The organism is Duganella guangzhouensis (assembly GCF_009674535.1).
In the GTDB taxonomy this organism is placed as follows: Bacteria; Pseudomonadota; Gammaproteobacteria; order Burkholderiales; family Burkholderiaceae_D; genus Rugamonas; species Rugamonas guangzhouensis.
Map to the genome: position 1 here is coordinate 1 of NZ_WKJK01000025.1, position 19,127 is coordinate 19,127.

The 19,127-nt window shown below is 62.7% G+C and carries 15 protein-coding genes; 6 read left to right on the top strand and 9 right to left on the bottom strand.

Translation table 11 applies throughout. The features are described 5' to 3' along the window. Nucleotides 1-84 precede the first annotated feature (84 nt). The 3 genes from GJ699_RS30360 to GJ699_RS30370 form a co-directional block, all read right to left on the bottom strand. Nucleotides 85-1,041 carry a hypothetical protein gene (locus GJ699_RS30360; protein WP_229262372.1) on the bottom strand — a complete coding sequence of 319 codons (957 nt, stop codon included), beginning with the start codon at nucleotides 1,039-1,041 and terminating at the stop codon, nucleotides 85-87. Nucleotides 1,042-1,131: 90 nt separating this feature from the next. Then, the gene (locus GJ699_RS30365; protein WP_154383168.1) at nucleotides 1,132-1,503 is read right to left on the bottom strand and encodes a DUF8785 domain-containing protein; all 372 of its coding nucleotides are present in this window, start codon (nucleotides 1,501-1,503) and stop codon (nucleotides 1,132-1,134) included. A 34-nt stretch (nucleotides 1,504-1,537) separates the two neighbouring features. After that, a complete protein-coding gene (locus GJ699_RS30370; protein ID WP_154383169.1) occupies nucleotides 1,538-2,596 on the bottom strand; it encodes a DUF475 domain-containing protein in 1,059 nt (352 codons plus the stop codon). A gap of 110 nt (nucleotides 2,597-2,706) precedes the next feature. Here GJ699_RS30370 and GJ699_RS30375 point away from each other — a divergent pair, with 110 nt between their 5' ends. The 4 genes from GJ699_RS30375 to GJ699_RS30390 all read left to right on the top strand — a co-directional run bounded on the left by GJ699_RS30375 (nucleotide 2,707) and on the right by GJ699_RS30390 (nucleotide 9,409). Further along, nucleotides 2,707-3,129 (top strand): divergent PAP2 family protein, encoded by a 423-nt coding sequence (locus GJ699_RS30375; protein WP_154383170.1) that lies wholly within the window; start codon nucleotides 2,707-2,709, stop codon nucleotides 3,127-3,129. 227 nt (nucleotides 3,130-3,356) lie between these two features. Beyond that, complete coding sequence (locus tag GJ699_RS30380; RefSeq protein WP_154383171.1) at nucleotides 3,357-4,526, top strand: efflux RND transporter periplasmic adaptor subunit; 1,170 nt, start codon at nucleotides 3,357-3,359, stop codon at nucleotides 4,524-4,526. A gap of 15 nt (nucleotides 4,527-4,541) precedes the next feature. Beyond that, nucleotides 4,542-7,778 (top strand): efflux RND transporter permease subunit, encoded by a 3,237-nt coding sequence (locus tag GJ699_RS30385; RefSeq protein ID WP_154383172.1) that lies wholly within the window; start codon nucleotides 4,542-4,544, stop codon nucleotides 7,776-7,778. A 209-nt stretch (nucleotides 7,779-7,987) separates the two neighbouring features. Next, a complete protein-coding gene (locus tag GJ699_RS30390) occupies nucleotides 7,988-9,409 on the top strand; it encodes an OmpP1/FadL family transporter (RefSeq protein WP_154383173.1) in 1,422 nt (473 codons plus the stop codon). A gap of 66 nt (nucleotides 9,410-9,475) precedes the next feature. On the opposite strand, the gene GJ699_RS30395 is transcribed toward GJ699_RS30390, so the two are convergent. Beyond that, nucleotides 9,476-10,876 (bottom strand): L-cystine transporter, encoded by a 1,401-nt coding sequence (locus GJ699_RS30395; protein ID WP_154383174.1) that lies wholly within the window; start codon nucleotides 10,874-10,876, stop codon nucleotides 9,476-9,478. 225 nt (nucleotides 10,877-11,101) lie between these two features. Between GJ699_RS30395 and GJ699_RS30400 the strand changes: the two genes are divergently transcribed. Together GJ699_RS30400 and GJ699_RS30405 are read left to right on the top strand one after the other, a co-directional pair. After that, nucleotides 11,102-12,811: a methyl-accepting chemotaxis protein gene (locus GJ699_RS30400; RefSeq protein WP_308495545.1), complete on the top strand. Its 1,710-nt coding sequence runs from the start codon at nucleotides 11,102-11,104 to the stop codon at nucleotides 12,809-12,811. 61 nt (nucleotides 12,812-12,872) lie between these two features. Further along, nucleotides 12,873-13,322 carry a hypothetical protein gene (locus GJ699_RS30405; RefSeq protein WP_154383176.1) on the top strand — a complete coding sequence of 150 codons (450 nt, stop codon included), beginning with the start codon at nucleotides 12,873-12,875 and terminating at the stop codon, nucleotides 13,320-13,322. Here the strand turns inward: GJ699_RS30405 and GJ699_RS30410 are convergent. The 5 genes from GJ699_RS30410 to GJ699_RS30430 are packed head-to-tail and all read right to left on the bottom strand — an operon-like array spanning nucleotide 13,306 to nucleotide 19,126. Beyond that, nucleotides 13,306-14,643 carry a sensor histidine kinase gene (locus GJ699_RS30410; protein WP_154383177.1) on the bottom strand — a complete coding sequence of 446 codons (1,338 nt, stop codon included), beginning with the start codon at nucleotides 14,641-14,643 and terminating at the stop codon, nucleotides 13,306-13,308. The genes GJ699_RS30405 and GJ699_RS30410 overlap by 17 nt on opposite strands. Further along, nucleotides 14,640-16,016: a sigma-54-dependent transcriptional regulator gene (locus tag GJ699_RS30415; protein ID WP_154383178.1), complete on the bottom strand. Its 1,377-nt coding sequence runs from the start codon at nucleotides 16,014-16,016 to the stop codon at nucleotides 14,640-14,642. Before GJ699_RS30415 ends, GJ699_RS30410 begins: the two co-directional genes overlap by 4 nt. 3 nt (nucleotides 16,017-16,019) lie before the next feature. Next, nucleotides 16,020-17,216 (bottom strand): ABC transporter permease, encoded by a 1,197-nt coding sequence (locus GJ699_RS30420; protein ID WP_154383179.1) that lies wholly within the window; start codon nucleotides 17,214-17,216, stop codon nucleotides 16,020-16,022. Continuing rightward, nucleotides 17,216-18,454: an ABC transporter permease gene (locus tag GJ699_RS30425; protein ID WP_154383180.1), complete on the bottom strand. Its 1,239-nt coding sequence runs from the start codon at nucleotides 18,452-18,454 to the stop codon at nucleotides 17,216-17,218. Before GJ699_RS30425 ends, GJ699_RS30420 begins: the two co-directional genes overlap by 1 nt. Nucleotides 18,455-18,463: 9 nt before the next feature. Then, complete coding sequence (locus GJ699_RS30430) at nucleotides 18,464-19,126, bottom strand: ABC transporter ATP-binding protein (RefSeq protein WP_371867719.1); 663 nt, start codon at nucleotides 19,124-19,126, stop codon at nucleotides 18,464-18,466. Nucleotide 19,127: the final 1 nt, after the last annotated feature.

Below are 19,127 nucleotides of genomic sequence, written 5' to 3' on the forward strand. Positions count from 1 at the left end.
ATCCTCCCAAAGCTACACGGGCTCTGCCGTAGCGGAACGCTACGGCAGAGCCCGTGTAGCTTTGGGAGGATTGACCCCGGGTTTTTAGAAGCTGTAGCCCAGGCCCATCAGGAATAGGTCGGCGTCGCGGTGGTAGTCGGAGACGACGCGGTTCCAGGTCACTTCGCCCACGACGCGCCGGGTCAGGTGGTAGCGGGTGGCGATGCTGATCAGGCCGGCCTTGTGCGAGCGCTGGCCGTCCGCGTCCGGTACTTTGGCGTTGAAGTAGAAGCCGGCGCCGGCGCCTATCTCGACTTTGGGACTCACGGAACGAATCAGCCACAGTTGGCTGGCCACGCCGTTGCGCTTGCTCTGCGCGGTGCTGCCTTCGTTGATGGCGGTGACGGTCCAGTCGACGTAGCGGCCAATCGCGCGGCGGTATTCCAGCGCGGCGATGGTGGCACGCTCGGAATCCAGGCTGTTGGTGATGCCCTGGCCGGCCATCAGGGTGATGGCTTCGTCGGTGCTCGGTCCTTCCAGGTGCAGTTTGTCGCCCTTGACGCCGCTGAACTGGTAGCCGACGCCCAACACCAGCAAGGTGGTGGAGTCTTTGCCGCTGCTCGGCGAGATGTGGTTCAGCTGGACCTGGTTGTACCAGCGGCTGTTCTCATAATGGTAGGTCGCCTGCAGGCTGTAGATGGCGGCCCAGCCATGGTCGTTGGTGTATTTGGTGCTGCCTTTGCTGTGCAGCTCGGTGGTGTCGAAGTAGTAGTACTGGCCGGCGCCGGCGCCGAAGTTCCAGCCCGGCTCATTGTAGCCGCTGCGCACCCATACTTGGCCGGCGACGCCGTCGCGGTGATGGTCGGTCGGGTGGCCTTCGTTCCAGTAGCTGAGGCTGAAGCCCAGGTAGTCGCCCACCGGATGGGTGTAGGCGACCCCGCCGGTAAAGGTGTTTTCCTTGGTTTCTTTGACGCGCAGGCCGCCGGCATAACCGGTCAACTCCTGCGCCGTAACGGCGCCCATGGCGGTTAGCGCGATCGCGCCAAGCAAAATACGCTTCATTAATGAATTGATTTTCAGCAAAAGGCCGAGTGTACCGGAAATCAAAAAAACGCGTTTTACAATACCGCAAAATGCGGTCTTGCCTTTGTGTTAAGGCTGGACGGCGACCTTGGTGATGTAATACTCGGTTTCACCGAAGCATTGACTTGGCACGCCCTTGTGCTGGGCGTAGGTGAGGATGACGCGCTTGCCGGTGGCGTTGGTCAGGTCGCGCGCCACGCTTTCATCGCGCACGCTGAATTCGAATTTCTCGGGGATCGCGCCCGGCATCGAGGTCAGCAGGATTTCGCCTTCCCAGGTTTTGCAGACCCAGCCGCGGCTGGAAAATTTCTGCAGATAGCCGGCGCGTTCGCCGTCCGAGTACGACACGTGCAGCATGACCCAGGTGTAGGCGGCCAGCAGCAACAGGGCGGCGGCCAGCAGGCCGATAACGTACAGGATGATGCGTTTGGAAGTGATCATAAGCGTTCTGGGTTAGGCAACGTTTCTCATCTTATCATGCGGCGTCGCGGCGTTTGTGCCGTACCGACGACCACAGCGAAATGGCGATGAAGGCCACGCCCGACAAGCCGGTGAACCACTCTGGTATATGGTATTTGACGCTGGCCAGCATGATCAGCGCCAACACGCCGATGGCGTAATGCGCGCCGTGCTCCAGATAGACATATTCGTCCAGCGTGCCCTTGTGCACCAGGAACACGGTCAGCGAGCGCACGAACATGGCGCCGATCGCCAACCCCAGCATGATGACCACCACGTCGCTGGTGATGGCGAAGGCGCCGATCACGCCGTCAAAGCTGAACGAGGCGTCCAGCACTTCCAGGTACAGAAAGCCGCCGATGCTGCCCTTGGCGACGCTGGCCAGCACCGGTGCCACGCCGGCCTCGGTGGTGTCGTCGTCGTCCTGCGGTTCGTCTTCTTCCAGCAGGCTGGAAATCCAGCCTACCGCCAGATAGACGATGACGCCCACCACGCCGGCCGTCAGCACCTTGTATTGTTCGGCGTTGTCGACCAGCGCCACGCAGCCGAACACCGCCGCCAGCGCCAGCAGCACCGCCAGGCTTTCGGTGCCGTGCTGGTTCAGTTTTTTCTCCATCCAGCCCAGCCAGTGCAGTTGCTTATGGTCGTCGAACAGGAAGTTGAGGAATACCAGCAGCAGGAAGGCGCCGCCAAACGCCGCCACCTCGGCATGGGCGCCGGTCAGGTAGCGCGAATATTCTTCCGGAGTGTTGATCGCCATTTGCCACACCGCCACCAGCCCCTGGCCGGTGGCGACCGAGACGATCAGCAGCGGGAACAGCAGCCGCATGCCAAATACCGCCACCAGGATGCCGACCGTCAGGAACAGCTTGCGCCAGAATTCATTCCAGTGGCGCAGCACCGAGGCGTTGACCACCGCGTTATCGAACGACAGCGACACTTCCATGATGCCCAGCACGGCGGTGATCCACAGCGCCTGCGCCAGGCCGCTGACACCACCATGGTTGTAGCCCCACCAGCCGGCCACGGCCATGAGGATGAAGGTGACGGCAAAGGAGATGCGGAAGTGTTGCATTGATTGTCTTTATTGAAATAGTGGCAATGGCTTGAATTTTATATTACTTGCTTCCGCCGCTGGGGAGGCATCTGCCATAATGTCGCCACAAAAATGTTAAGGATATAACGATGGACATCGCCTACCTCGTCACGCCGCTGGTCACCTGGATCACGGTGGGGCCGATCAAGTTTCTGATTAATAGCATCAAGGCGCGCCGCTGGGCGTTCAACCTGGTCGGCAACGGCGGTTTCCCGAGCAACCATAGCGCGGTGGTGTCCAGCATGGCGACCCTGATCGCGCTGCGCGAGGGCATCGGCCATCCGGCCTTCGGGGTGGCGGTCACCTTGTGCTTTATCGTGATTATCGACGCCAACAGCCTGCGCCAGCACGTCGGCAAGCAGGCGGCGGCGATCAACCGTCTGGCCAAGGATGACGGTAACCATAAGTGGCTGCGCGAGCGCATGGGCCACACGCTGGTGGAAATCGCCGGCGGCCTGTGCACCGGCATCGCCATCGGCCATCTCGTCAACGCCATCTTCGGCCGCGGCTAAGTCTTCCTCCGGGGCCGGCGACTGTCCGGCCCTGTGTCCCTGTGTCCGCCAACGGACATATCTCCCGCGCGGTTTTTACCGTTCATCCCCGTATTTGGCGTTTCAGCCACAAATTCTGCGGTTTGTCGCACTGTGATTGACCTGATAACGACGGTCAAGGATACTCTGCGCCCTGTAGTCTGGCTAATATTACAAAGCACCTCACGTGCCACTTCCTGGAGAACTTTATGTTGCGCAAAACCCTGCTTGCTCTCGCCATTGCCTCTGCCCTGGTTGCATGCGGCAAATCAGCCAAAGAGCCTGAAAAAGCCGGAGCCAGCGCGTCGGCTACGGCGGACGCGGGTAAGGACGACAAAAAGGTGACCCTGCAGATGGCGCCGGAAGATACGCTGACCGTCGAGTCGGACGCGCTGGCGTCCGGCCCGGTCATCACCGGCTCGATCCAGCCGGAGCGCCGCGCCGACCTGCGCGCTGAAGTGGCCGCTATCGTGGTGCAGGTGATGAAGGAAAACGGCGAACCGGTCAAAAAGGGCGATCCGCTGCTGCGCCTGGATGAAACCTCGATCCGCGACAGCCTGACCTCGGCCGAGGAAGCCACCCGCGCCGCCGAGCAGTCGCTGGCCCAGACCCAGCGTATGTACGAGCGCCAGAAAACCCTGCTGTCGTCCGGCATGGTGTCGACCTCGGCCATGGAAGACGCTGAAATCCGCCGCAACAACGCCCAGAGCGATCTGGCGGCGGCTCGCTCGCGCTCGGTGGCGGCACGCCAGCAACTGACCCGCACCGTGGTGCGCGCGCCGTTTGATGGCATTGTCAGCGAGCGCAAGGTGTCGAACGGCGATACGGCCCAGGTCGGCAAGGAGTTGATCAAGGTGATCGATCCGAACAGCATGCGCTTCGAGGGCATGGTTTCGGCCGACAAGATTGGCGTGGTCAAAGTGGGGCAGCCGGTGCTGTTCCGCGTCAACGGTTATCCGGACAAGCAGTTTAACGGCAAGGTCAAGCGTGTCGATCCGGCCGCCAACGCGGTCACCCGCCAGGTCGAGGTGCTGGTTGATTTCGCCGACAGCGTGCGTCCCGGCGTGGCCGGCCTGTATGCCGAGGGCCGGGTCGAATCGCAGACCAGCAACACGCTGATGGTGCCGCCATCGGCGCTGGTGCAGGCCGGCGACAACAATTATGTGTGGCGCGTCAAGAATGGCACGCTGGCCAAGGTGCCGCTGACCATCGGCACCCGTGACGAGCGCAGCGGCCGCTGGCAGGTGCTGGCCGGCTTGCAGGCTGGCGACATGGTGGTGCGGGTGCCGGCCTCCGGCTTCAAGGATGGCCAGAAGGTCGAGCTGGCGGCGCCGAAGGCGGTGGCCTCGGCGTCGAGCGGCAAGGTCTCGGAAAAATAATAGGGGATATCAGCCATGTTCTTATCGGATTTTAGTGTAAAGCGGCCCATCGCCACGATCGTGCTGATCGTCGCCATGATGTGCCTGGGCTTGATGGCGCTGAACAAGCTGCGCGTCAACCAGAACCCGGACGTGGAAGTCCCGTTCATCGTGGTCAACATTCCGTATCCGGGCGCGTCGCCGGAAACGGTGGAGCGCGAAATCATCAACCGCCTGGAAAAATCGCTGAACTCGATTACCGGCGTGACCGAGATTAACTCGACCGCGCAGGAAAGCTCGGCCAGCATCTTCATCAAGTTCACCTTCACCAAGAACTTGATCGAGGCGTCGGACGAGATCCGCAACGCGATCGCGGCGGTGCGCTACAAGCTGCCGACCGAGATGCGCGAGCCTATCCTGCAACGCATCGATCCATCGGCGCAGCCGGTGATGCAGCTGGCGCTGTCGTCCAGCACGCAATCGCATGCCGAGATTTCGCGCCTGGCCGAGGACAAGCTGGCCGATCGCTTCCGCAGCATCGACGGCGTGGCCGCGGTCAACATCGACGGTTCGCTGAAGCGCGAGCTGAGCGTGCTGCTGAAGGCGGAAAAACTGCGCGAGTACAACGTCTCGGTCAACGACGTGGTCAACGCGCTGCGCAACCAGAACACCAACGCGCCGGTCGGCAAGGTGCGCGGCGATCTGGATGAGAAGAGCATCCGCCTGGTCGGCCGCATCGAGCGTCCGGAAGAGTTTCAGCAAGTGGTGGTCAAGCGCAATGGCGACGAGCTGGTGCGCCTGGCGCAAGTGGCCACGATTCAGGATGGCTTTGCCGAGGTGAACAGCCTGAGCGTGCGCTCCGGCAAACCCAACGTCGGTATTTCGGTGACCCGCTCGCGCGACGCCTCGACCGTGACCGTGGCCAAGAAAATCCGCGAGATGTCCAAGGAAATGCAGAAGGAAATGCCAGCCGGCACCAAGCTGGAAGTGACCGAGGACGATGGCGAAAACGCCGAGTCCAGCCTCAACAACGTGATCGAGGCGCTGGTGTTCGGCGCCGGCCTGACCATTTTTGTGGTGTACGCCTTCCTGAACTCGTGGCGTTCGACCCTGATCACCGCGCTGTCGCTGCCGACCTCGGTGCTGGCGGCCTTCATCGGCGTCTGGCTGTGCGGCTTCACGCTGAACTTCATGACGCTGCTCGGCCTGTCGCTGGCGATCGGCGTGCTGATTGACGATGCCATCGTGGTGCGGGAAAACATCGTGCGCCACATGCAGATGGGCGCTGACCGCCGCACCGCCGCGCTGCGTGGCACGGCCGAGATCGGCATGGCGGTGGCCGCCACCACTTTCTCGATCATGGCGGTGTTCATTCCGGTCGCCTTCATGCCGGGCATCACCGGCGAGTGGTTCCGTCCGTTCGCGCTGACCGTGACCTGTTCGGTGGCGGTGTCGCTGCTGATCTCGTTCACCCTGGACCCGATGCTGTCGGCGTTCTGGGGCGATCCGCCGAATCACCATCACGCGCCGCGCAAGGGGATTGAAAAGTATTTCGCCAAGTTCAACAACTGGTTCGACCACCAGGCCGACCGCTACGGCAATGTGATCGCCTGGGCGCTGCACCACCGCCGCGCGATGGCGGTGATCGCGGTCGCCACCTTCGTGGCCGCGCTGGTCCTGCAGGGCAAATACGGCGGCGCCAGCTTTGTGCCGGCGTCCGACTGGGGCACCATCGCCATCGATGTGCGCACGCCGTCGTCGTCGTCGCTGGAATACTCGCGCCTGAAGCTGGAAAAGGCGGCCGTGATCGCCCGTTCGATCAAGGAAACCAAGGAAACCAATAGCTACGTCAACCTCAGCGGTGGCCGCATCTATGTGGACATCGGCAAGAAGACCGAGCGCAAGCGCGGCGCCATCGAGGTCGCCAAGGAATTGCGCGAGAAGCTGGCCGGCCTGGTGGGCGCCGAGTACACCGTGCTGGACGACCTGAGCAATGGCGCCCGCAAACCGGTGCAGATTGAATTCACCGGCACCGATTCGCGCAAGCTGATGGAAATCACCAACGCCTTCATGGACCGGCTGCGCAAGGTGCCGGGCGCGGTCGACGTCGGCCTGTCGGAAATGGATCCGAAAGACGAGCTGCAGATCGTGCTGAACCGTGGCCTGGCCAATTCGATGGGCATCGCCGCTGGCGACGCCGCCAACGCGCTGCGGGTGGCGTTTGCCGGCATCGAAGTCGGCGACTGGGTCGACCCGACCGGCGAATCGCGCGACGTCGCGGTGCGGCTGGCGCCGGAAGACCGCACCAGCGCCGAGAATATTGAGCGTCTGCCGATCAGCGTGGCCGGTACCAACCAGATGGTGCCGCTGGATCAGATCGCCAGCGTTACGATGGGCAAAGGCCCGTCCACCATCAAGCACAAGGATGGCAAACGGGTGATTTCTGTCAGCGCCAACGTCGAGGGCCGCTCGCCGGGCGAGGTGACCAATGACGCCATGAAGCTGGTCAAGGACATCGATTTCCCGCCCGGCTACGGCCTGGCGCTGGGCGGCGCCGGCAAGGACATGCAGGAAGTGTTTGGCGCCATGGGGATCGCGCTGGTGGCCGGCGTCGGCCTGATGTACCTGATTCTGGTGATGCAGTTTGGTTCGTTCACGGCGCCGATCGCGGTGATGCTGTCGTTGCCGCTGTCGCTGATTGGTGTGGTGCTGGGCCTGCTGGCCACCAACAGCACCATCAACCTGATGAGTCTGATTGGCGTGATTATGCTGATGGGCCTGGTGGCGAAGAACGCCATCCTGCTGCTGGACGCGGCGCGCAAGCGTCAGGAGGAGGGCTTTGGCCGCGAGGATGCGCTGATGTATGCCGGTCGCATGCGTCTGCGCCCGATCCTGATGACCACCTTTGCGCTGATCGCCGGCATGATGCCGGTGGCGATCGGGCTGGGTGAGGGCGGCGAGTTCTACCGTCCTATGGCGATCGCCATCATCGGCGGCACGATTACCTCGACCCTGCTGACCTTGCTGATGGTGCCGACTTTCTACGACAGCATCGAGATCAGCAAGGACCGCATGCTGGCCAAGTTCGGCCGCCGCGCCGAGCGCTGGTCGGCCGCGCCAGCCCTGCTGGTGACGCTGATCGAAGCGCTGCTGACGCTGACGTTGCTGCGCTTCTGCTACCGCATGGTGATGAAGCTGGTGCACAAGCTGACCGGCCGTGGTGGTCCGCAGCCGCCAGCCGAGCTGCCGGAGGAACAACGAAAGATTGCATAAATTGATAGTTGGTTAAACAAGAAAGGAGCCCATGGGCTCCTTTTTTACGCCCTGAGTGCAGAGCATCTGCTCGGTTTCAAGATTTTAATTAGTATTCGCGCTCTAACGTCTTGCCTTCTGGATTCTTTTATTTGTGTAGTATGCTGCTGGCCTTCCCGTACCAAATTGGCTACCGGACCCAAAAAAACCATTTATAAAGCGAGACTTTCATGCAGCACAAATATCTCCCTCTGATCATTGCCGCCGCGCTGAGCGCGGTTACCGCCGGCGCCCAGGCATCCGGTTACCGCTTCGGCTCGCAGAGCGTGTCCGGCCAGGGCACGGCCGACGCCAACGGCGCCGAAGCCGCCGATGCATCGACCATCTTTTACAATCCGGCCGGTCTGACCCGTCTGGATGGTACCCAGATCAGCGTTGGCGCTACCGCTGTTGTGCCTCACTCGACCTTTACCGATTCGGGCTCGACCCACTTCACCGGCGCCTCGACCGGCAACGTCTCGGCCAGCGGTTACGTGCCGGATGTGGTGGCGGCGCCATCGATTTACGCCAGCAAGAAGCTGAACGACCGCTGGACCGCCGGCTTTGGCATGTTCGTGCCTTATGGCGCCCAACTGGACTACGGTAACAGCTGGAGCGGCCGTTACGCGCTGAGCAACATCAAGCTGGAAGCCATCACGCTGAACCCGTCGGTAGGGTTCAAGTTGAATGAACATCATGCGTTTGGCTTCGGCATTGACGCTGAGTTCATGAAGGCCAAGCTGGGCCAGGCGGTGGACGTGCCAGGCTCGGTGGCCGCGCTGTCGACCGCCGCCAATGCCGCCACCGCGGCCGCGCTGGTCAAGCAGATCGCCGCGCTGGGCGGCAATCCGGCATTGCTGTCGACCGCCGGCGATGGCCACGGTTCGATGGACGGCCAGGACTGGGGCTGGGGCTTCAATCTGGGCTATATGTACACGCTGGACCAAAACACCCGCTTCGGCCTGGCCTATCGCTCGTCGATCTCGCACCAGCTGAAGGGCAGCACCGTGTGGGACTTCTCCAGCGTGACCAGCGACCCTATCGTCAACAAGATCCTGGCCGCCGCTTCGCATAAAACCAATGGCGCCGCGCTGGTGACCCTGCGCACGCCGGAAACCGTGTCGGCCAATGTGTTCCATCAGTTCGATGCGAAATGGGCCGGCATGGCGGACGTGACCTTCACCCGCAACAACCGCATGGGTGATCTGCTGATCCAGTTCCCTGGCACCAGCGAAGGCGCGGAAGTGATCCGTCAGCAGTGGAAAAACACTGTGCGGGTCTCGCTCGGCACCAACTACGCCTACAGCCAACAGCTGACGCTGCGCGCCGGTATCGCTTACGACCAGTCGCCGGTGAAGAATGCCGAGCTGACTCACCCAGCGTTGCCGGACAGCGACCGCATGCAGTATTCGGTGGGCGCGAACTGGAAGCTGAGCCCACGTTCGTCGATCGATCTGGCGTACAGCTTCCTGGACTTCAAGGATGCGCCGATCAACTACACCAACCAGTGCAACCCACTGTCGACCAGCTGCACCGGCAACGGCGAAACCACGCGCGGTACCTACAAGACTTACATGTCGCTGATCGGTATCTCGTACAACTACAAGTTCTGATTCGTCAGCAACGGGTAAAAAAAAAGGGCCATCGGCCCTTTTTTTACGTCTGCTGCTTAGTTAGTCTTACGCCGCCTTGCGGTCGCTGTCGATCGCCGGTTCGGCGTCGCTGTTGAATACCGCCAGATCGGTCTCGCCCAGCACGCGGCTGGTGACGGCGCCGGCGGTGACCGAGCCGCTGACGTTGAGCGCGGTGCGGCCCATGTCGATCAGCGGTTCGATCGAGATCAGCAGGCCGGCCAGCGCCACCGGCAGATTCATCGACGACAGCACGATCAGCGCGGCAAAGGTGGCGCCGCCGCCGACGCCGGCCACGCCCACCGAACCAATGGTGATGATGGCCAGCAGCGGCGCGATGAAGCTGAGGGTGAACGGATCGATGCCCACAGTCGGTGCGATCATTACCGCCAGCATGGCCGGATAAATGCCGGCGCAGCCGTTCTGGCCGATGGTGGCGCCAAACGAGGCGGCAAAGTTGGCGATGCCTTCCGACGTGCCCAGGCGCTGGCTCTGGGTCTGCACGCTCATCGGGATCGCGCCGGCGCTGCTGCGCGAGGTGAAGGCAAAGGTCAGCAGCGGCAGGATTTTCTTGGTCCAGCGCAGCGGGTTCAGGCCGAGGCCGCTGACGATCAGCAGGTGCACGCCAAACATCAGCAACAGCGCGCTGTACGAGGCCAGCACAAAGTCGATCAGGTGCAGGATGTCGGTGTAGCTGGAGCTCGACACCACTTGCGCCATCAGCGCGAACACGCCGTACGGAGTCAGGCGCAGCACCAGCGTGACGATGCGCATCACGATCGCATGCGCGACCTGGATGAAGCGTTCGAACGAGGCAAAGATGTCCGGTTTCTTGTCATGGATGCCGGTGGCGGCGATGCCGATGAACACCGAGAAGATCACCACCGCGATGGTGGAGGTCTTGCGGCCGCCGGTCATGTCGAGGAAGGGATTGGACGGGATAAAGCTCAGCAGCATGCTCGGCAGCGAAATCGCCTGCGCGGTCTCGACCTTGCCCTGCAGGTAGACGCCGCGCGCGATGTCGGCGGCGGAGGCGGTCAGGCCGACCGCGCTCAGGTTGAACGCCTTGGCCATCAGAATGCCGAGGCCGGCCGCCACCAGGGTGGTCACCATCAGCGTGCCGACGGTCACGGCGCTGATCTTGCCCAGCGAGTTGATGCCCTTCAGCTTGAGGATGGCGCCGATGATGGACACCATAATCAGCGGCATCACAATCATCTGCAGCAGCTTGACGTAGCCGGAGCCGACGATGTCCAGATAATCGCCGGTGGTCTTGACCTCGGCCGAGCCGGCACCGTAGATGGCTTGCAGCGCCAAGCCCAGCAGAACTCCCAGCCCCATGCCCGTGAACACCCGCACCGAGAACGAGGCATGCTTGCGCTGCTGTGCGTACAGCAGGCCCAGCAAGGCCAATGCCGCCACCAGATTGAGAATTACGTTGATCGCCATTGCTATCCCTTTAACTACTAAGTTGTGACCGATCGTGCATTTTATCTGTGATATGGGGTTGTATATACGCGTTTTAGCGAATATTTAGTGATAAGACTATGCAAAATTCATATATAGACTGTTGTAAATTCTTTGCCATTTGGAAATTTTCTTAAACTATTTTACTTGTCGGCGTACAATTTACTTTCCGTTACTTATCTGGAGCGTCACATGGTCGGCACAAACATGAAAGTTGGTACCCGGCTGAGCCTGGGGTTCGGTCTGGTGCTGACCCTGCTATTGCTGGTTGCCCTGCTGGGCGTATACAACATGAGCATGATCCATGACAAGCTGGACAGCATCGTCAACCAGAATACGGTCAAGACTCAGCTAGTCAATGATATGTCGGAGTCGGTGCATGTTGTCGCCCGGGTGTCACGCAGCGTGGTGCTGCTGAATGACGTGGCGGCGATCCGCTCCGAACTGGAAAAAGTCACCAAGGCGCGCGCGGTCTATAACGCGGCGGTCGAGCAATTGGCGAAGATGCCGGCCACGCCCAAGGGCGTCGAGATCCGCGATCGCATCGCCGCCCAGGCCAAAACGGTGCGGCCGCTGAATGACAAGGTGTTCGAGCTATCGCTGCTGAACCAGGATGCCGAAGCCACCGAGCTGCTGATGAAGCAGGCCGGTCCCGCCACCCAAGTCTGGCAGGAGGCCATGGATGAATACGCGGCGCTGCAGAAAGCCACCAACGAGACCGACGCGGCGGAGGCGCGATCCGCCTACCAGTCGGCGCGCACGCTGATGCTGGTATTGAGCGGGCTGGCGATTGTGGCCGGCGCGGTGGCGGCGGTAACGATTGCGCGCGGCTTGCTGCGCCAGCTGGGCGGCGAGCCGGATTACGCCGCCGCGATTGCCGGCCGGATCGCCGCCGGCGACCTGACGGTGCAGGTGGATACCGCCAGCAATGATCAGCACAGCATGCTGCACGCGATGAAGCAGATGCGCGACGCGCTGGCCAGCATCGTGGCCGAGGTGCGCACCGGTACCGAAACCATCGCCTCGGCGTCGACCCAGATCGCCAGCGGCAACCAGGATTTGTCGGCGCGCACCGAGCAACAGGCCAGCTCGCTGGAGGAAACGGCGTCGTCGATGGAGGAGCTGACCAGCGCGGTGCGCGCCAATAACGACAACGCGCGCCAGGCCAACCAGTTGGCGCGCTCGGCCTCGGAAGTGGCGCAGCAGGGTGGGGCGACGGTGTCGCAGGTGGTGGATACCATGGGTGCGATCAACGAATCGTCGCGCAAGATCGTCGACATCATTTCGGTGATTGATGGCATCGCGTTCCAGACCAATATCCTGGCGCTGAACGCGGCGGTGGAAGCGGCGCGCGCTGGCGAGCAGGGCCGTGGCTTTGCTGTGGTGGCGTCCGAGGTGCGGACGCTGGCGCAGCGTTCTGCGTCGGCGGCCAAGGAAATCAAGGAGCTGATCGGCGATTCGGTGGAAAAGGTCGAGGCCGGCAGCAAGCTGGTGGCGCAGGCCGGGCAGACCATGGAGCAGGTGGTCGCCAGCGTGCAGCGCGTGACCGACATCATGGGTGATATTTCCACTGCCGGCGATGAGCAGAGCGCCGGTATCGAGCAGATCAATCAGGCCGTCAGCGAAATGGACACGGTGACGCAGCAGAACGCGGCGCTGGTGGAGGAGGCGGCTGCGGCGGCCGAGGCGATGCAGAACCAGGCGGCCAATCTGGAACGGGTGGTCAGCATCTTCCGGCTGGATGGTGCACAGCGCGTGGCGCCGGCCGCACCCCGGTTGAGCGCGGCCCAGCCCGCCCGGCCAGCCGCGCCGAAGCTGGCGCGCGCCGCAGCGCCCGCGCGTGCGCCGGCCAAGCCGCCAGCGCGGCTGAAGGCCAGCACTGCGGCCGGCGGCGATGGTGATTGGGAAGAGTTCTGATTCTGACTATAATCGTGGCAGGCCCGGCAATGTTGCCGGGCACTTTTATGGATACGCCGCGATGAAAGTTTTGTTTGCCCTGATGTTGGTTTCGACGGCCGCCCTGGCCGATGATGCTGCGCTGTTGAAGTGCCGCCAGCTTGAGGACGGCCCAGTGCGCCTGGCCTGCTATAACGCCATTCCGCTTGGCCAGCCGGCCAGCAACGCTCCCGCAGTCGTCATCACCGCACCGCCGGCCGCCAAACCCGATCTGGTGCAAAGCTTCGGCCGCGAAGCGCAGGCGGAACGACTGCAAACCATTGAATCTTCCATCGTCGGCGAATTTGACGGCTGGGTGTCGAATCAGCGCATTCGCCTGGCCAATGGCCAGGTGTGGCGGATTGTCGATGGCAGTGACGAGATGCTGTCGCTGACCAATCCCAAGGTCAAGCTGGAACGCGGCGCGATGGGCGCCATCTACATGGACATCGACGGCGCCAAGACCTCGCCGCGTGTCAAGCGGGAGAAGTAAGCCAGATATCGAAACTGGTCGCGCCGTCACCAGTGGCGGCCAGCCGGTAGGCGAAGCCGTGCCGGTTCAGCACTTCGCGCACGAACAGCAGGCCGATGCCCTGGCCGCCTTTCTTGGTAGTGAAGAAGGGCGTGAACAATTGATGCGCCGGCACCTCGCCCAGCAGGTTGCCGCTGTCGATCACTGACAGCCGCGCACCCTGCGCTTCGCGCGCCAGCACGAAGCTGACTTGGCGCGTCGCGCCGGCGCCCATTTCCACCGCTTCCATCGCATTCTTCACCACGTTTAGCAGCGCCTGTTCCATCAGGTGGCGGTCCATGGCGATGGCGGGTACCTCGTCGCAGCGCTGCCATGCCAGCGTGATGCCACGGCTGCGGCAGGGCTCTCGGTAAAGATAGAGGATGTCGTCCATCAGCTCGCGCACGATGACCGGACGCGGCTCCGGCGCCGGCATCTTCACCACCCGGGTGAAGCGTTCGATGAATTCGCCCAGGCTGGCGTTGCGGCGCTGCACGGCGACAATCGCGGTGCTGAAGTCTTCGCCGTCGCGCTCGGCCAGCTGGTTGCGGTAGTACAGCAGCGAGTCCAGTACCGAGCCGGTGGCGGCAACGGTGTTGTTGACCTCGTGCGCGAGTACGCGGATCAGTTTGTCGTAGGTGGCTTTTTCCGAGCTCTCCAGTTCCTCGGTCAGTTCTTCCACCAACAGGAAATGACGGGCGAAACCGCGATCGTAGAATTGTCCACGTTGGCCACGGTAGCGGCGACCATCGGCATCGGCCAGCAATTGGCTGTCGCCCAGCGGCAGCGCGTCCATTTGGGGCAGCAGGGTGCTGTCGTCGCCGGTCGTCGTGCAGTCGGCCAGCGTTTTGCCTTTTGCGTTGCGCAGGCCGGGCAGCGCCTGGGCGCTGGCGTTCAGCAGGCTGACGCGGCCGTCAAAGTCGAACACGATGACGGCGCTGGGCGTCGCTTCCAGCAGCTTGTCGAGGAAGCCTTGCTGCTCGCCGATCTGCAGACGCTCCTGGTACAGCGCGCCCAGCATGGTGTTGAACAGCTGGACCAATTCGTTGAGTTCGGCGTCGGCGCTGTGTTGCAGGCGGGCGGCGTAGTGCTGGTCTTGCAGCAGGTCGTGGAAGTGACGGGTGTAGCCCAGCGGTTCCAGCGCGCGCCGCAGCAGCCGGATGCCCAGCCACAGGCTGAGCGCGATCAGTGCTTCCAGGCCCAGCATCAGTACCGGCTGGGTGCTGAACAGCACCACGGTGATCGCCAGGAACAACAGATGGGCCGCGATCAGATAGGCGTACAGCCGCCGCCGCAAGCTCATGCGCGCTCGGTCTCGTCCGGCGCCGTGCCGAGGCCGTGGCGTTCAAGCCGGCGATACAGCGCGGTGCGGCTCAGCCCCAGCGTCTTGGCGACGCGCGAGATATTGCCCTGATGCTGCTCCAGCGCGTGCGCGATCATGTGCCGCTCCACCTGTTCCAGCGTCATGCCATCGACCCCTAGCCGCTGCGCGCCAGCGGCGCCGCCGTGCTCGACAAAATCCGCCTGCCGCAACTCGCTGCGGCCGACCAGCAGTAGCGTGCGTTCCAGCGTCTGCTTCAGCTGGCGGATATTGCCCGGCCATGGCTGCGCGCTCAGCCATTCCAGCGCCTGTGGCGTGATGGTGGCCGCCGGCAGCCCGTAGCTGCCCGCTACCTCGGCGAGGATGTGCCGTGCCAGCAGGGGAATATCGCTGCGGCGCTCGCGTAGTGGCGGCAGCCGGATCGTGATCAGGTTCAGGCGGTAGAACAAGTCCTCGCGGAACTCGCCGTTGGCCACCAGCTCCGCCAGCTCGCGGTTGGTGGCTGATACCACCCGCACATCGGCGCGCTCGGTGCGGCTGGCGCCGACCGGCTGGTAAGTCTGGTCTTGCAGCACGCGCAGCAGCTTGACCTGATCCGATCGGTTCAGTTCGCCTATCTCGTCGAGAAACAGCGTGCCCTCATGCGCGCTGGCGATATGGCCTTTGCGGTCGTGCTTGGCATCGGTGAAGGCGCCGCGCACGTGGCCGAACATCTCGCTCTCAAACAGCGACGAGGTAATCGCGCCCATATTGATCTTGACGATGGCCTGGCCGGCGCGCGCGCTGTTGCGGTGGATCGCATCCGCGATCAGCTCTTTGCCGCAGCCGCTTTCGCCCAGGATCAGCACCGGCGCGCGGGTGTTGGCGACCTGGCCGATGGTCGACAGCACCTTCAGCAGGCCCGGATGCTCGCCGATGATGGCGCTGAAATCAAACTGCGCATCCAGCGCCTGGCGCGAGGCGCGGCCGGTTGGCGCCGCTGTTTCCAGCGTGGTGCGGATCAGCTCCGCCAGCTGGGTGTTGTCCCACGGCTTGGTGAAGAAATTGGCGGCGCCGGCCTGCATGCCGCGCACCGCCAGCGCGATCGAGCCCCACGCGGTCATCAGCAACACCGGCAGCGCCGGCTGGGCGGCACGGATGTCGGCCAGCAGTTGCAAGCCTTCCTCGCCGCTGGTTTGCAGCGAGAAGTTCATGTCCTGCAGTACCAGGTCGACCGGTTGCCGCGCCAGCACGGCCAGCGCCTGCTTCGGATCGTCGGCGCACAGCGCCTGGTAGCCGGACTGCTTCAGCAGCAGGGCCAGCGAGACTTGCACCGCGCTGTCGTCGTCGATAATGAGTATGCGTTGAGGTTCCATGGTCTATTCGTAGTGCAGCGCCTGGGTCGGACTGAGGCGCGCCGCGCTCCAGCCGGGGTAGAGCGAACACAGCAAGGATAGCAGATAGATCACTGCCGCCGATAGCAGCACCGCGCCCACGAACACCGGCCAGTTCAGGGCGTCGCCCATCACCTGGGTCAGTGGCAGTTGCACCAGCAGCACCAGCGCGATCAGCATGGCGCCGCTGCTCAGCAGGATTTGCTCGGTGGCGATCTGGCGGTAGATGCTGCCGGTATCCGCGCCCAGCGCGCGGCGCAGGCCGATTTCCGGGATGCGCTGGGTGGTGTTTTGCCACAGCACGCCGAACAGGCCGAACGCCACCATCACCAGCAGGAAGGCGGCAATCACCGACAGGATCACCAGCGGCAGCGTCTGGGTGCGCATGATCGAGTCGCGCGCATCCGCCAGCGGCTCGGCCAGATAACTCCAGTCACTGCGGATCTGTTTCAGACGCGCGCTGAGCTTGGCTTCAAACACGCGCGGCGTGCCGGGTTTTATCTTCAGCATGATGTTGTTCGCAGCTTCCTTGCCGACCCCCGGCACCCAGCGTGGCAGCATGAAATAGACCGGGTCCATATACTCGCCTTGCGAGCGGAACTGCTCCACCACGCCGACCACGCGGTAGCGTACCGGCGCCTCTTTTTCGCGCGGCAGCAAGTAAAGCTGGCCGATCGGGTCTTTGCCGGGGAACCATTTATCCGCCAGCTTGCGGTTGATGACCACCGGGGCCGCGTCGGCGCCGTCATCGACTTTGGAGAAGAAGCGGCCGGCCACCAGCCGCATGTCCGTGGTGGCGAAGAAATCGTCGGAGACCGCCATGCCTTCGATGTTCAGCTTGGCACTACCATCCGGCAGCGTATATTCCTCGCTCCAGCGCGACATGACATAGGTGGAGAAGGAGCTGAACGCGACCGATTCCACTTCCGGCAGTTCCAGCAGGCTGCGCTTGATGTTGTCGAAGATGGCGGGATCGTTCGGCAGCTCGCCACCGCTCGACAGCATGGCGACCGCCCATTGCGTGCGCCAGTTGTGGCCGACCGGCAGCTGATACAACTGCCAGTGGCGCAGGCCGAAGGCGGCAATCGCGAACACCACCATGAAGGCCAGCAGAATTTCCAGGCTCAACATCATGTTGCGGCCCTTGCGTTTCCAGATCAGTTTAAGCAGATGGCGCAGCATTATGCAGTTCCTTTCAGTGCGTGGACCGGGGCCATGCGCGACATTTTCCAGGCCGGAATGACGCCCGACATGACGCCGAACACCAGCGCAATCAGCAGACCATAGCCGAAGATGGCCAGGTTCAGATGGATTTTCAGATAGGGCAGCACGCTCCAGCTTTCCATCCACCACAGCACGCCGGTGGCGCAGGCCAGGCCGATGGCGCCGCCGATCAAACACAGCAGCACGTTTTCCAGCACGAGCTGGACCACCAGCTGACGGCTGGTGGCGCCGAACGCCTTGCGCACGCCGATCTCGCTGCTGCGCTCCAGGATGCGGCCCATGTTCAGATTAATCAGATTCAGCGCCGGCAGCGTCATGAACAACAGCATCAGCACTACGATGATGGACAGCAGCTTCGGCGCGTCGCCATCGTCGGCCTGGCTGTCCAGCAGCGTGCGCGAGAACAGCGCCAGCTTGGAGTCGCCCCAGAACTGGGTCTTGTTGAACTGGTTGGGGTCGTCGTACTGCACGCGCTTGGCGGTTTCGATGATTTCGCGCTGCAGCGCCGGCAATTCCGCCGCCGAGGGCGCCATCATGATGGCGCTGAAGGAGCCGAACATCTGGCTCTTGTAGCCGGTGGAAGGCTGGCTGGTGAGCGGTACCCAGATGTCGGAAATGGCATTGACGTGCAGCTCATCCTGCACCACGCCGATCACGGTGAAATCCTGTCCCATGGCGTTGAATTTCTGGCCCAGATAGGCTTGGCCGGGGAACAGCTTGCGCGCGGTGGATTCGTTGATGACCGCCACCATGCGGCCCTGCGCGACGTCATCCTTGTTGTACAGCCGGCCTTGCAGCAGCTTGAAGTCGAGGATTTGCCAGTATTCGGCATCGGTCTGGCGCATTTGCAGGCTGCTGACGCGGTCGGGCTGATACACCGAGATGGTCAGCGCCAGGCCGGCGGCCGACACCACCTCCGCGTGTTTCAGCGGTTTCAGGTATTGGTCGACCACTTTGTAGCCCAGCGTGCCGCTGCGCCAGCCCGGCTTGTTGGTATGCGAGGAACGGTACAGCAGCATTTGCACGTAGCGATCGCTGCGGCCTTCGACGCCGGTCGGGTAGAAGGTGTTTTGCAGCAGCGCGGTGACCACCATCAGCACCACCAGCGTCAGCACGATGCACAGCAGGTTGATCGCGGTGAACAGTTTGCGGCGCATGAAGACCTTCCACGCCGTCATCAAATAATTTCTGAACATGCGGGCTCCTTATGCCACCAGCTGGCCGTCGAACACGCGCACGATGCGGCCGGCCTGTTTGGCTTCCTGCTCGTTGTGGGTGACCATGACGATGGTGGTGCCCTCGCTGTGCAGCTTGAGCAGGAGGTCCATGACTTCCTGGCCCATCTTGCTGTCGAGGTTGCCGGTGGGCTCGTCGGCCAGCAGCACTTGCGGTTGGCCGACGATGGCGCGGGCGATCGCCACTCGTTGCTGTTGGCCGCCGGACAGCTGGTTCGGGTAATGGTCCAGGCGCGCACCCAGGCCGACTTTTTCCAGCGCCTCGCGCGCCAGCCGCTGGCGCTTCTTGTTGGAGATATTGCGGTACAACAGCGGCAGTTCGACGTTGTCGATCACGCGCAGGTCGTTAATCAGGTGGAAGCTCTGGAAGATGAAGCCGAAGGTGTTGTTGCGCAGCTTGGCGACGTATTTGTCCTTGTATGAGGCGACCGGCGCGCCGGCCACGTCGATGCTGCCGCTGCCGGGTTCGTCCAGCAGGCCGATCAGGTTCAGCAGCGTGCTCTTGCCGCAGCCGCTGGGGCCCATGATGCTGACGAATTCGGATTTTTCGACGTGCAGGTCGATGTCTTTCAGCGCCAGGGTTTCGACTTTGTCGGTCTGGTAGGTTTTGCTGACTTTGTTCAGGCGTATCACA